14 protein-coding genes are annotated in these 14472 nt (G+C 29.3%); 7 read left to right on the forward strand and 7 right to left on the reverse strand.

Features of this window, described 5'->3' with window-relative positions:
- Window positions 1-1139 (forward strand): hypothetical protein (locus BTO16_RS05010; RefSeq protein ID WP_105020538.1); only part of this gene is annotated, 1139 nt, incomplete at its 5' end.
- A gap of 88 nt (window positions 1140-1227) precedes the next feature.
- On the opposite strand, the gene BTO16_RS05015 is transcribed toward BTO16_RS05010, so the two are convergent.
- Entirely contained in the window at window positions 1228-1623 is a 396-nt protein-coding gene (locus BTO16_RS05015) for an acyl-CoA thioesterase (protein WP_105020539.1), read from the reverse strand.
- A gap of 74 nt (window positions 1624-1697) precedes the next feature.
- Between BTO16_RS05015 and BTO16_RS05020 the strand changes: the two genes are divergently transcribed.
- A complete protein-coding gene (locus BTO16_RS05020) occupies window positions 1698-3065 on the forward strand; it encodes an MATE family efflux transporter (protein ID WP_262503046.1) in 1368 nt (455 codons plus the stop codon).
- A 100-nt stretch (window positions 3066-3165) separates the two neighbouring features.
- Here the strand turns inward: BTO16_RS05020 and BTO16_RS05025 are convergent, their stop codons facing one another.
- Window positions 3166-3840 carry a DUF2461 domain-containing protein gene (locus tag BTO16_RS05025; protein WP_105020541.1) on the reverse strand — a complete coding sequence of 225 codons (675 nt, stop codon included), beginning with the start codon at window positions 3838-3840 and terminating at the stop codon, window positions 3166-3168.
- Between the two features lie 125 nt (window positions 3841-3965).
- On the opposite strand from BTO16_RS05025, the gene BTO16_RS05030 reads away from it, so the two are divergent.
- Window positions 3966-4778, forward strand: coding sequence for a DUF1853 family protein (locus tag BTO16_RS05030; protein WP_105020542.1), 813 nt, complete (start codon window positions 3966-3968; stop codon window positions 4776-4778).
- Window positions 4779-5027: 249 nt separating this feature from the next.
- Here BTO16_RS05030 and BTO16_RS05035 read toward each other — a convergent pair whose 3' ends face one another.
- The 4 genes from BTO16_RS05035 to BTO16_RS05050 are packed head-to-tail and all read right to left on the reverse strand — an operon-like array spanning window position 5028 to window position 9331.
- Complete coding sequence (locus BTO16_RS05035; protein WP_105020543.1) at window positions 5028-6140, reverse strand: efflux RND transporter periplasmic adaptor subunit; 1113 nt, start codon at window positions 6138-6140, stop codon at window positions 5028-5030.
- 16 nt (window positions 6141-6156) lie between these two features.
- A complete protein-coding gene (locus BTO16_RS05040) occupies window positions 6157-7401 on the reverse strand; it encodes an ABC transporter permease (protein ID WP_105020544.1) in 1245 nt (414 codons plus the stop codon).
- 2 nt (window positions 7402-7403) lie between these two features.
- Entirely contained in the window at window positions 7404-8636 is a 1233-nt protein-coding gene (locus BTO16_RS05045; RefSeq protein WP_105020545.1) for an ABC transporter permease, read from the reverse strand.
- Between the two features lie 2 nt (window positions 8637-8638).
- Window positions 8639-9331, reverse strand: a complete 693-nt coding sequence (locus BTO16_RS05050; RefSeq protein ID WP_105020546.1) for an ABC transporter ATP-binding protein — start codon at window positions 9329-9331, stop codon at window positions 8639-8641.
- Between the two features lie 177 nt (window positions 9332-9508).
- On the opposite strand from BTO16_RS05050, the gene BTO16_RS05055 reads away from it, so the two are divergent.
- The 4 genes from BTO16_RS05055 (at window position 9509) to BTO16_RS05070 (ending at window position 13130) form a co-directional block, all read left to right on the forward strand.
- On the forward strand, window positions 9509-9925 hold the full coding sequence (locus BTO16_RS05055) for a thiol-disulfide oxidoreductase DCC family protein (protein WP_105020547.1): 417 nt from the start codon (window positions 9509-9511) through the stop codon (window positions 9923-9925).
- A 14-nt stretch (window positions 9926-9939) separates the two neighbouring features.
- Entirely contained in the window at window positions 9940-10254 is a 315-nt protein-coding gene (locus tag BTO16_RS05060; RefSeq protein WP_105020548.1) for a hypothetical protein, read from the forward strand.
- Between the two features lies 1 nt (window position 10255).
- The gene (locus tag BTO16_RS05065; protein ID WP_105021513.1) at window positions 10256-10912 is read left to right on the forward strand and encodes an HAD family hydrolase; all 657 of its coding nucleotides are present in this window, start codon (window positions 10256-10258) and stop codon (window positions 10910-10912) included.
- Window positions 10913-11474: 562 nt separating this feature from the next.
- The gene (locus BTO16_RS05070) at window positions 11475-13130 is read left to right on the forward strand and encodes a serine hydrolase domain-containing protein (RefSeq protein WP_170064410.1); all 1656 of its coding nucleotides are present in this window, start codon (window positions 11475-11477) and stop codon (window positions 13128-13130) included.
- A gap of 34 nt (window positions 13131-13164) precedes the next feature.
- On the opposite strand, the gene BTO16_RS05075 is transcribed toward BTO16_RS05070, so the two are convergent.
- Window positions 13165-14421, reverse strand: coding sequence for a dicarboxylate/amino acid:cation symporter (locus BTO16_RS05075; RefSeq protein ID WP_105020550.1), 1257 nt, complete (start codon window positions 14419-14421; stop codon window positions 13165-13167).
- Window positions 14422-14472: the final 51 nt, after the last annotated feature.

Here is a 14472-nt window from a genome sequence, read left to right on the forward strand (position 1 = left end):
ATATTAAAAAAGGAACTTTAGGTTTAAAAGGCGTTATGCAAGTAAAAAATTATACACATGATGATTATATAAATGCTATAAATAGTTATCCAAAATTTTGGACGTCAATTCGTGAAAATACCTTAAAAACCAATAGATATAATGAGGAATTAAACAATGGAGTTGAGAAAATAAGAGCTATTTATCCACAATTAAAACCTGCCAAAATATACTTTACCATAGGTGCTTTGCGCTCCAACGGAACTACTATTGATAGTTTAGTACTAATTGGTAGCGAACTGGCAATGGCAGATAAAAATACAAATTCAGCTGAATTTGATGAAAATTTAGGCGCAGGAAGACGTATTTATTTTGATAGCAATCCAATAGATAATTTAGTGTTATTAAACTTGCATGAATATGTTCATACACAACAAAAACCTAGAGTTAATAATCTATTATCCTATGTTTTACATGAAGGAATAGCAGAATTTGTTTCTGTAATTGCAATGAATGTTCCATCTTCAACGCCAGCTATAAATTACGGAAAACAAAATAAAAAAGTTAAGCAAAAGTTTGAAGAAGAACTATTTTATGGAAATAATACTCATCATTGGCTTTGGAGTGATTTTAAAAATGAATTTGACACTAGAGATTTAGGGTATTATATAGGTTATGCAATTGCAGAAATAAATTACAATAACGCAATCAATAAACAAGCGGCTATAAAAAAAATGATTGAGTTAGACTATACTAACGAAGCTGATGTTGAAGATTTTGTAAACAGAACCAAGTTTTTTTCTAAACCCATAAACAAACTTTATGCAGATTTTGATAAAAGCAGACCAACCATTTTAAGTATTGAACCTGTAATTGTAGATAGTACTACTGTAAACCCAAACCTTAAAAGAATAACGTTAAACTTTTCTATGCCAATGAATGTAGAAAGTAGAGGTTTTGATTATGGTCCATTGGGCGAAAATCATGTTTTAAGTGTTCAAAATATTATTGGATTTACTGAAGACGCAAAATCATTTACTTTTGAAATAGCATTAGAGCCAGATAAACACTATCAAAGTCTAATAACAAATCGCTTTCTGTCAAAAGACGGAATCCCATTAAAACCATTTTTAATTAACTTTAAAACATCAAAAAAATAAAACTCTTTGGAATTCAAGAATTACTCTAAAAATAAATTATCAAAAAAAATGAGTGCAGACCATAATTAACTTCAAAAAAAATAAACGATTAATTATTTGGCTGTAATACTTTTAAAACGTTTTCTCTAATACGAGTTGGTTTATAGGTTACTGCGTCTAACATTGCCCAAGTTGTTTTAGACTTTGCCAACAAAACATCGTCCTTATAAAATTCAATTATCCGCTCTGATGTGAAACCTTTGGTCTCTCCTACCCACGTTTTTGCAATAATTTTATCACCCAAAAGTGCTTGCCCTTTATAATCGATTTCGTGCCTTGCAACTACCCAAATATATGCTGGCAAAGGAATTTGTTTAGTTAAATAAGCCCAATGATGAAAAGCTACTTCATCCATCCATTTTACATATACAACATTATTTACATGATTTAAATCATCTATATCTTCTGTTGTTACCGTAATTTTAAATTCAAAAATAGTATTCATTTCACAAATTTTAACAAAAATAAAAATTTTAATAGTTCTATAATAATTATTGATGTCCCATTTTAAAAAAAATAATTAATAAGCCGTTTCTTTGCAAAACTTTTATGAATAAACTAGCAAACGAATTAGGTACAGAGAATATTGGCAAATTATTGATAAAACAAGCCGTTCCAGCAACCATCGGCATCCTTGTAATGTCTTTAAATATGATTGTTGATACTATTTTTGTAGGTCAATGGATTGGTGTTTTAGCAATTGCTGCAATTACTGTTGTTTTACCAATTGTATTCTTAATTTCTTCTATAGGAATGGGAATTGGTATTGGGGGAAGCTCAATTATATCAAGAGCTTTAGGCGCAAATAATACTGAAAAAGCATTTTTAACTTTTGGAAATCAAATTTCTTTAACCGTTATTTTAGCACTTCTCTTTGTTATTTTAGGCACTATCTTTAGTGTTCCTATTTTAAACTTGTTTGGCGCTAAAGGACTTATTTTACCAATTGCATCAGAATATTTTAGTGTCGTTATTTATGGTGTTCCGTTTTTAGCTTTTGCTATGATGGGAAATCCAACAATTAGAGCAGAAGGAAAACCAAAATTTGCCATGTATGCAATGATGATTCCTGCAGTTTTAAACGTGGTTTTAGATGTTGTTTTTATCAAGTTTTTTAATTGGGGTATGTGGGGCGCAGGCTTAGCAACTTCTATTTCTTTCGCAAGTTGCGGGTTGTATATTTTGTACTTCTTTTTATCTTCTAAAAGTGAGTTAAAAATAATACCAAAAAACTTTAAATTAAATTTTAAAATTGTAGATGAAATTATAAAACTAGGTGGTGTTTCTATTGTAAGACAAGGTGCAATTAGCATTTTAATGATTGTTTTAAACTATTCACTTTTTACCTACGGTGGCGAAATTTCAATTTCTGTTTTCGGTATTATTAATAGAGTAATGATGTTTTCTCTTTCTCCGGTTTTAGGGGTTTCACAAGGGTTTTTGCCTGTTGCTGGTTTTAATATTGGTGCACAAAACAATGCCAGAGTAAAAGAAACCATCAAAAAAGCAATTTGGTTTGGGTCTATTTTAGGAACTATTATTTTTATAGGAATTGTAATTTTTAAAGAAGAAATTATTTGGGTTTTTACAAATGATGCAACTTTGTTGGATGAAACTCCTAATGCAATGTTGATTGTGTTTTTAGTAACACCAATTGTTACGATGCAATTAATTGGTTCTGCTTATTTTCAGGCAGCCGGAAAAGCAATGCCTGCTTTATTTTTAACACTTTTAAAACAAGGTATTTTCTTAATTCCGTTAGCCTATATTTTACCTAAATATTATGGTATTGATGGTATTTGGTGGTCTTTTCCTATTGCAGATGTGCTATCTACAATTATTACAATTTGGGTTTTAAAGCGTGAAGTTGATAAGAATCTTAAATAAATTGGTTTTTGATTTTTGAGAAAAATAGACAAAATTAGTGTCTAACATTCGCTAAATATTTTTGCTATGGGTGTTACATGTAGATCTTTATTTAATAAATTTAAACCAACGGTTCCCCATTTAAATTAGTCGTTAAAATATCGCTAAATAGATTAAAAAACGGACGTAAAGCTTTGTAGCTTTTATCTACTTCATCAATAAAATTTTCTGATAGCACTTGCTCATCTGTAAAACTCTTACTTGCAATAAATCCTTTTTTACGCAACAAATCAACATCTGGATGCTCTTTATCAAAACCTCTTGGTGCGGTTTTTAGTTCCTCAAAGCTTTCGTAAGCACCTCCAAAATGTTTTTTATAATCTTCTGCTTCTAAAATTGCCTTAATTTCTGATGCGTCTTGTTCTATTTCTTTTCTAATTCTAAATAAATCATCTTTGCTTGGTTCCCAAAATCCACCCGCTAAAAAAGATTCTCCTGGTCTTATTCTAAGAAAATAGCCTCCTCTTAATGTTGCACCTAATCTTGAATACGAGTTTGCAAAGTGAGCTTTGTAAGGTGTTTTATCATTAGAAAAACGAACATCTCTATAAATACGCATCATTTTAGATTTCTCTATTTCGTCGTGCATTTGTAATTTACTGTGTATTGCTGCGAAAACATCTTTTGCATTTTTTTGCGCTTTTGTATAGGTAGGTTTGTGCTCTGCAAACCAATCTCTATTATTGTTTTTTTGTAAATCTTGTAAATATGTAAATGTTGCTTTTTCGAATTGCATTTATATGTAATTTTGAAAGTACAATTTACGAATTATTCTATAAAAATACTGTGACTAATTCTATAATAAAAATAGAGAAACGCCCTTAATTTATGTAAATTCGTACAACGAGCTTCTTACTTTCTATGCAACAAACAACAAAAATTATTCAAAAAAGATATGAAGGTTTTTTACAGACAAATTGTTTGTGGAAAAGCAATAGCGTTTATGGATTACACGCTTTTGAAATTGAAGCTACATCCTCAAAAATTGATATTATAATTGATGAAAAATTACGATTAGGTAAATATGTAGAGCGTTTTGTTTCGTATCAATTACAGCAAGAATATAACATTTCTATTATTTGCGAGAATATTCAAATTCAACGAGAAAAAATCACTTTGGGTGAGTTGGATTGTATTGTTTTAAAGGATAAAAAAACAATTCATTTAGAAATTATTTATAAGTTTTATTTGTATGACCCTTTGGTTGGAGTGACTGAAATTGAACACTTTATTGGTCCAAATAGAAAAGATTCTTTAGTTGATAAATTAACGAAACTGAAAGAAAAACAGTTGCCACTTCTCTACGCTAGCGAATGTTTAAACTATTTAAAAACTATTGATTTAGATGTTGATAAAATTGAACAACAAGTGTATTTTAAAGCACAATTATTTGTTCCGTTATCAGAAGAAAACATTGTTTTAAATGAGCTAAATCAAGAGTGTGTTGTTGGTTTTTACATCAATAAAAAAGAATTAGAACAATTTAAAGAATGTAAGTTTTTCATCCCAAATAAAAAGGATTGGCTTATTATTGCTCATCAAAATGTAGCATGGATCGATTTTTATCGATTTAAGGAAAAATCATCTAAATATTTAGAAAGAGAGTTTTCGCCACTTTGCTGGATGAAAAAATCTAACGGAGAAATTAAAAAGTTGTTTTTAGTTTGGTGGTAAGGAGTTTAGAAATCTAAAGTTGCTACTCTAAACGTCATTTTAATACTACATTAACTTTAATTGCCTTGTTTCTTATTTCTGTAAAAAAACTACCACATAGCTACATAGCATACATAGTTTTTTTGTGTCTTCAATCTTGGTTCTTGGTTGTTGGTTCTTATTAAATATTTCTTATTTAAAAACTTCAACAATAAAAAAGAGGAACTAACTAAATAAAGTTCCTCTTTAAAATTATATCAACTTAAATAATTACTTCACTTTTTTCTCATCGTCTTTAGAGGCTTTGTTCCAAATTTTAATTTTATCATCTTTGGTAACACCTTTTAAAACTTCTACATTTACGCCATCCGAAGTACCCAATTTAACAGTCTTTTTTTCAAAACTGCCATCTGCCATTAAGACTTCTACATAAGGCTCTTCTGTCTTTTTATCAAACTTTAACAAAGCTTCTTTAATTGCTAATACACTGTCTTTTTCTTCTAAAATAATATCCGCATTTGCACTATAACCAGCTCTAATAAAGTATTTAGTATCAAGAGAAACATCCGCTTTAATTTTAAACTGAACAGCGCCTCCAACTTCAATTCCTTTAGGAGCAATAAAGTTTAATTTAGCAGGAAATTTTACGCCTTCAATTGCACCAATTGAAACTTGAATGTCTGTACCTTTTACTAAATCCCCAACTTCCGACTCATCTACTTTTCCTTCAAAAATCATTTTACTCATATCTGCAATAGAAGCAATTGTTGTACCTGCATTAAAGTTATTTGATTGTATTACTTGATCTCCTTCTTTAACAGGAATTTCTAAAATTGTACCAGACATTTGTGCAATAATATTGGTGTTTGCAGAAGCACCAGAACCCGAAGATCCTATTTTAATGATTTGATAATCATTTTGTGCATTCTTTAAATCTTGCATTCCTTGTTTATATGTTAGCTCAATATTTTCGAATTCTGCTCTTGAAATAACACCTCTTTCAAATAAATTTTTATTTCTTTTGTATGAGATTTCAGCATTATTTAGACCAATTTTAATATTGTCTACTCTACCTTTTGCGCTAATTAAAGATTGCTCATTTGGTACTACTCTTACAGTAGCTATTAAATCGCCTTTATTAACTTGTGCGCCTTCTAGCAGTAAAATTTTATCGATTATACCCGTAATTTGAGGTTTAATTTCAATTTCTTCTAAAGGGATAACTTTACCAGTTGCCACTGTTTTTTTAACAATAGTAGTTCTAAAAGGGCTTTCTGTTTCAAACTCGACAACGCCATTTGAGTTCTTTTTACCGAACCAAATTAAAGCAGCTATAAAAAACACTACTATAATTGCTAAAATAATTTTTGATCTTTTGCTCATAATTAATTAATTGATTTTATTCTTCTCTTAATGCTTCTATTGGTTTTACTACTGTTGCCATGTGTGCAGGAATTAATCCTATTAAGGTTCCTAACACAATTAATGTGGCAAATGCAATCATTATAATAGGGATGTTTACGGTGGGGTTTATTAATGTTGCGTCTTCTCCTTGACCAAATTTCCAATCAATTAAAAATAAGACAAAGCCGCCAAAAATAATACCTAACATACCAGCAATTGTTGTTAAAAAAACAGATTCTAATATAATTTGCTGACGAATATTTTTTGGAGTTGCGCCTAAAGCTCTTCTAATTCCTATTTCTTTTGTACGTTCTTTTACTGTAATTAAAAGGATATTACCAATAGCAAAAACACCCGCAATTAAAGTTGCAATACCTACAAACCAAGTAAGAAATTGCATGCCTGTTAAAAAGCCTGTAAACTTTGCAATTTGAACGCCTAAGTTAAAAGAACCAAATGCTCTTTTATCATCTGGATGTACTTTGTGTAAATTCTTTAAAGTTAAAAGAACATCTTTTTCCAATTGTTCAATATCAACACCTTCTTCTGCAGTAATAACCATCCAAGATATATTATTGGCCGTATTATACACTTTTTTAAATGTTGTAAAAGGGATGTATGCAGTATCACCATCTAAATCTATGGCGCTTGAAGGACCGTAGACACCTATAACTTTATAATTAATACTATTTATTTTGATGTATTCGCCAATTGGAATTTCATTTTTGTCAAACAATTGCTTGTACATTTCTTCTGATATAACAGTAACTTTTGCTGCGGATGACATATCATTTTCATTCAAAAACCGCCCATAAATAAGACTCTTTTTTTGAATTTGATCTAACACAGGATAGTCTCCGCTAACTTGGTAACTCGCCGATCTAAAATCATGTACAATTAAATTATTTGTTTGATTTCTTGGTGCTAATAATTCAATTTCATTAGAATATTCAGATTTTAAAGCTTCAATATCTCTAGTATTTAACCTAAAAGTTCTTCCTTTTTGAAAGCCTTTAAAAGGTGTATCTGTAGCTTGCGTCCACACAAAAACACTATTGGTTGCAAAATCTCCAAATATTTTTTTAAAACCATTTTCCATTCCTCTTGCTGCTCCCAAAAGAACCACCAATAAGAAAATACCCCATAAAACACCAATAATAGTAATTACGGTTCTTATTTTATTTTTACGAATGCTTCCGTAAATTTCTTGCCAAGTATCTGCTTCAAATAAAAAGTTCATAGTTAATCTGCTCTTAATGCTTCAATTGGTTTAATATTTGCTGCTCTTTTTGCTGGTACATAACCTGCAACTAATCCTGATAAAATTAAAACTACTGTTGCTGCTATTACAATTGCTGGGCTAACACTTGGGTCTTTAATAAAATATTTTTCTTCTAAATTATTACCTATTAAACTTAAAATATAAGTTCCTAATGATAATCCTAAATACCCTGCTATTGTGGTAATTAAAACAGATTCTTGCACAACCATACCAATTATTGATGCTGGTGTTGCTCCTAGAGCTTTTCTAATGCCAAATTCTTTTGTTCTCTCTTTAATTACAAAAATCATAATGTTACTAATTCCTATAATTCCTGCAACTAAAGTTCCAGAACCAACTAATATTACAATAGCATATAAAGCGCCCATAAACATACCAACACCTTTGTTTGCTTCTGCCATGTTTCTAACAGAAAGCGCACTTTGATCATCTGGATGAATATTTAACTTTTTACGTAAATCGCGTTCTATTTTATTTCCGAATGCAATGGCCGCATCTAAACTTAAATTAGGATTGTACCCTAAATTAATTTGGCTTATGTAATCATTATTGCCATAAATATTTTGCGCTGTAGTTACTGGTATGTATGCAATTCGTTCTTCATTGTCTCCTCCTTCATCAGAAAAAATACCAATAATTAAATAAGAACTTCCGTTTACGTTTAGCCTTTTACCAAGTGCTGGTTTTTCTCCAAATAAGTCTTCTTTTACTAAACGGCCAATTACAATTACTTTAGATTTTTCATTTAAATCTCTTTCATTTAAATAACGACCTTCATCAATAATTGTTTTTTCTAAAAATTGATGATCTGGATTTACTGCTCTAACATCGTAGTTATTAGCTTCGTTTTTATATTTTAAAGTAAAATTTTTATAAATTCTAGCAGATTGATATTGAATTTTGTCTTTATAAGTGTCTTTAACAAAATTATAGTCATCATTTCTTAATTGTATTTCTCTTCCTGTTTGTAATCCTTTAAACGGTTTGGTTGTTTTTCTAACTCTAACTTGCATAGAGTTTTGTGCATCGTCTACAAAAGCACTTGTAAACGAGTTACTTAAGCCGTTTACAATACCAAATAAAAGTGTAAAAAGTAAAATTGCAAAAGATACCGTAAAACCAGACATTACAGAACGTAACCTGTTTTTATTAATACTCTGAAATATTTCTCTCCAACGATCTATATCGAACATATTTAAACTGCTTTTCCTATATTAGTTAATTCGTCACTAATAATAACACCATCTTTTAAACGCACAATTCTTTTAGTTTGTTCTGCCACTTCTTCTTCGTGTGTAATTACAAAAACAGTCATACCTTCATCATTAATATCCTTTAATAAATCCATCACAGAATCTGTTGTTGTAGAATCTAACGCTCCAGTAGGTTCATCTGCCAAAACAACTTTTGGTTTTGTAACCAAAGCTCTTGCTATTGCAACACGTTGTTTTTGACCGCCAGATAGTTCATTTGGTAAATGATTAGCCCATTGTTTTAAACCAACTTTGTCTAAATAATCCATGGCAATTTCTAATCTTTCTTTTCTATTTATTCCTTTATAATACAAAGGTAGCGCAACATTTTCTAGAGCAGTTTTATAGGAAATTAAATTAAATGACTGAAAAACAAAACCTAAGAACTTGTTTCTTAAAATTGCTGCTTTCTTTTCATTCATATCTTTAATAAGTTCACCATTTAGATAGTAATTACCTTCATCATGAATATCTAATAAACCCACAATATTTAAAAGCGTAGATTTTCCAGATCCAGACGAGCCCATAATAGAGACAAATTCGCCTTCTTTTATATGTAAATCAATACCTTTTAATACGTGAAGTGAATCTTTACCAATTGGATAAGATTTATGCATTTTTTCTATTCTAATCATTATCAGGGATAATTTTGTGCGAAATTACTTATTGCGCTTGGTTGCTGTTATTAATTATTTGTTAAAAACAAAGATTTTACACAGTACACAAATAAGACGCTTCAAATAAAAAAATGTTACACCGATTTTAAAGAAAGATAAGGTACATTTACAGTCTTAATGTTTAATTTTACCTAAATGGTTGATATTCCAAAAAATAAAAAAATAATTCTTTTTGATGGTATTTGCAATTTGTGCAACAATTCTGTTTTAAAAGTGATAAAATATGACAAAAAAAATACTTTTATGTTTGCTTCTTTACAATCTAAAAGCGGACAAGATATTATTAATTATCTAAAAATAGATATTACTAAAATTGACTCAATAATAATATACGAACCTGGCGTAGCTTATGATATTAAATCTACAGCAGTTTTAAAAATTATGAATGATTTTGGAAGTTTTTGGTCGCTAACACAAATTTTCGAAATAGTACCCGAAACAATTAGAAATTATTTTTACGATTATATTGCCAAAAACAGATACAAATGGTTTGGCAAAAAAGAAAGTTGTATGATTCCAACGCCTGAATTGAAAATTAAATTTTTAAATTAAAAACCCCATCCCCCATGAGAAAATTTAAAATTAACACAGATTTTAAAATTAAATTGCCAATTATTATTTTATCATTATTTATTTTTATTGGAATATTAAGTTATCAATTTAATTCCTCTAACTTTTATATTATATCAACAATCATTAGTTTTTTAACCATAATATTAGCTTTATTTTCTATTGTTGGTTTGTACAATGCGATACAAAAAATGAAAAAACCTTCTACTTTTAAAAGGGTTCTTTCTGTAATCGTATTAGCAATATTTGTTTGTACTATTCTATATATAATTGTTGAAAATATTATGGAAGCAATTAATATTTTTATTTAAGATGAACTTTCCAAAAGAAATAAAATGCGTAATATTTGATATGGATGGAGTTATTATAGACTCTGAAGAAATTCATAAAAAAGCCTATTATGAAACGTTTACTTCTATTGGTGTAAATGTTTCTGATCATCTTTACAAAACACTTACAGGTTCATCTACAATTAATGCTTTTCAAAGATTAGTTACACATTTTAACTTAGATTTAAAACCAGAAGAGTTAGTTCTTATTAAGAGAAAACGCTATGTAAATTTCTTTGAAAATGACCCTACTTTACATTTAGTAGACGGTGTTGAAGAACTTATAAAACATTGCTATAACAGAGGTTTTACCTTAATTTTAGCATCCTCATCTGCCATGGTTAATATTAATAGAGTTTTTAACCGATTTAATTTAAATCAATATTTTTCTGCAAAAATTAGTGGCGCAGATTTAATTGCTTCTAAACCACATCCAGAAATTTTTGAAAAAGCTGCTGTTTTAGGAAATACACCTAAAAGAAATTGTGTTGTTATAGAAGATTCAGACAATGGAATAAAAGCGGCAAATGATGCTGGTATTTTTGTTTTTGGTTACAGAAATAAAATGGCTGAAGATCAAACTTTAGAAAATGCTGATTTTATTATTGATGATCTTAGCCAATTAAAAAAATTGATTTAAAAATAAATAGTACCCAAATTAACTCCCTAATTAAAGAATAGTAAATATCGTATTTGTGCTAATTTTATTTTAGTTAACACTGAAATTTAATTGGTTGCAATTATTGTGATGTAATTTTTAAAACAACATCATATCAATATTAAAGCGCCAATCATTTAAAACAAACAGCTAACTAAATGATAAAATTCTTCAGAAAAATTAGACGGAATCTACTTACAAAAAAACAATTTGCCAGTAAAGCAAGTAAAACTAGTGCTTATTTTAAATATGCTATCTTATAAATTATACTGGTAGTTTTTTGAATTTTTATTGCGTTACAATTAAATAATTGAAATGAAAATAAGAATAAAAATGATTTGGACTCAAAATACTTAGCCGAAATGAGATTCAAGGCGATCTATTTATGCTAGATAATATAACTAGACGCTTAAAAATAAACACAGAAGAACATGAAGCAGCCTTTCTAATAAAAAAAGGTAAATTAGCTAATTATCATATGAATCGTGTCTTATAAATTTACTCCTAAATGAAAACAAGTTATAATCGTATTAAATATAAAATTATGAAAAAAATAGTACTATCATTTCTTCTCTTATCTTTTTCGATCTGTTCATTTAGTCAATTTACACAAAGTGCAGCTATTGACAGTATTTTTGTAGAATGGAATAAAGCAGATACGCCAGGTTGTGCATTAGGTATTATAAAAAATAACGAACTAATCTATACCAAAGGTTATGGTTTAGCCAATATGGAATATGATATTCCAAATTCAGCTTCTTCTGTATTTAGAATTGGGTCTACCTCCAAACAGTTTACCGCTGCATGTATTATTCTTCTTGCAGAAAAAGGAAAACTAAGTTTAGATGATAATTTAAAAAGTCTTTTTTCTGATTTTCCAGCATACGCAGAAAAGATTACCATCAAACATTTATTAAATCACACAAGCGGAATTAGAGATTATTTACAAATAAGTTATTTGAAAGGAATGGGTGGTGATGATTTTTATACAGATGATCATGTAATGCAGTGGCTAATAAACCAATCTGATTTAAACTTTGCGCCTGGAGAAGAATATTTATATAGCAATTCGGGGTATTGGCTTTTAGGTCAAATTGTAAAAAAAGTTGCAGGAATAAACATGGCCGATTTTGCAAAAAAAGAACTATTCGAGCCCTTAAAAATGATGGATACACATTTTCATAATGACCATACAAAAATAGTCAAAAACAGAGCCTCTGGATACGTACCTGATACTAATGACGGTTATAAAATTAGCATGACTACTTTAGATATGATTGGAGATGGTGGAATTTTTACAACTATTAATGACATCAAAAAATGGGATGATTCTTTTTATAAATCCGATGTCTTAAGTGAAAATTTTTGGACACTAATGACACAGCAAGGTATTTTAAATAACGGAGAAGTTATAGAATATGCCGCTGGTTTAATTATTGAAAAATATAAAGGATTAAAAACGATAAGACATGGTGGAGCTTTTGTTGGCTTTAGAGCAGAAATAGTGCGTTTTCCAGATCAAAAATTATCAATTGCAATATTTGCAAATAGAGGTGATGCCAATCCTTCAGATATGGCAGACCAAGTTGCTGATATTCTATTAAAAGATAAATTTTTAAAAGAAGTGGTTACTAAAGAGAAAAAAATAGAAATTGAGATTCCGAAAGTAGAATTTACCCTAAACCAAATAGTAGGTAATTATGAAATTGAACCTGGTTATGTTGCTACCTTAACTATTAAAAATGACTCCTTAAATGTAATTCAAAACTGGAATACATCAACCTATAATATTGTAAAAATAGCTACTAATCGCTTTAAAATACTTGGATCAAAAAATTTAATTTTTACTTTTTTAAACTTAAAAGATGGTTTTACACAAACAATGAAAGTGTTACAGGGTGATACAGAAACAATAGCGAAAAGAAAAAAAGAAATCGACATTTCTGCAATTAACCTAAAAAATTACATAGGAAGTTATTTTAGTAAAGAACTAAATGTAACCTATAATTTTGAACTAGAAAACGAAATTCTAAGCATTAGAATAGAAGACAAAACATCAACTATAAAATGCATAATTAGTGATTTAGATCAATTTTCAACGCAACTAGGTTTACTGCGATTTTACAGTAAAAAAGGACTTATTTCTGGTTTCGAACTGGATTCTGGTAGAGTTAAAAACTTAAAGTTTCAGAAAAAATAGTACTAATCGTATCAAAAAATATGATTTCTGTTTTTTATACTAGCTGATTTTCATGGTCATTTATTGTAATCGACTTTGTTTCCCATTTATCAATTACAGCGGTTGCTAAAGAGTTTCCTAAAACATTTGTAGTACTTCTTGCCATATCACAAAAATGGTCAATTGGTAATATTAAGGCAATTCCTCCTGGCGGAATGCCAAACATTGAGCAGGTTGCCACAATAACAATTAAGGATGCTCTTGGAACACCTACAACACCTTTACTTGTTAGCATTAAAACTAATAACATCGTAATTTGTTCTCCTAAAGTCATTTCTATTCCATACACTTGCGCTATAAATACACTTGCAAATGTCATATACATCATGCTCCCGTCTAAATTAAATGAATATCCTAAAGGTAGCGTGAAAGAAACTATTTTGTTTTGACAACCAAATCGTTCGAGTTCTTCTACCAATTTTGGAAAAACAGCTTCTGAACTTGTGGTTGAAAACGCAATTAACAACGGACTTTTAATTCTTCTTAGCAATAAAAACAGCTTTTTTCCTAAAAATAAATATCCAACGCCTAATAATATGATCCATAATAGAACGATACCAATTGTAAAATCTATTAAATAATGTGCGTATAAACTAAAAATTCCAAATCCATATTTAGCCACAGCAGCCGATACAGAACCAAATACTCCCAAAGGTGCAACCCACATAATGTAGGTAACCATTTTTAAAATAACATGAGATAAAGTATCTAATGCTTCAATAATTGATTTTCCTTGCTTACCAAGAGAAGCCAATGCGATTCCGAAAATAATGGAGAAAATTACAATTTGTAAAATTTCATTATTCGCCAATGCTTCAAAAATACTTTTAGGAACTAGGTGTTTTATAAATTCTTCTAATGAAAACCCCTGTGTTTTATCTAACAATTCAGAAGCGCCATCTAGCTCTTTTAAAGAAATAGAAGTGTTTTTTCCTGGTTTTAAAACATTTACTAAAACAAGTCCTAAAGAAAGAGAAACTAAAGAGGCAGTTATAAACCAAGCCATCGCTTTTGCTCCTATTCTACCAACCATTTTTAAATCACCCATTTTAGCAATTCCGACAACTAATGTTGAAAAAACTAATGGAGCAATTATCATTTGAACCATTCTAATAAAAATAGTTCCTAATAATTTTATGTTTTTAGAAAATTCTGCTTGATAAGAAAAAAATGAATAATGTACTACAGCACCCGCTACAATTCCTAGTATCAACGATAGGATAATAGCAACAAAAAGTTTGTTGTTTTTCACTTAATAGTAATGATTTAGATATAAAAAATAATCTTCGAATATATAATTTAA

The organism is Polaribacter glomeratus (assembly GCF_002954665.1).
In the GTDB taxonomy this organism is placed as follows: Bacteria; Bacteroidota; Bacteroidia; order Flavobacteriales; family Flavobacteriaceae; genus Polaribacter; species Polaribacter glomeratus.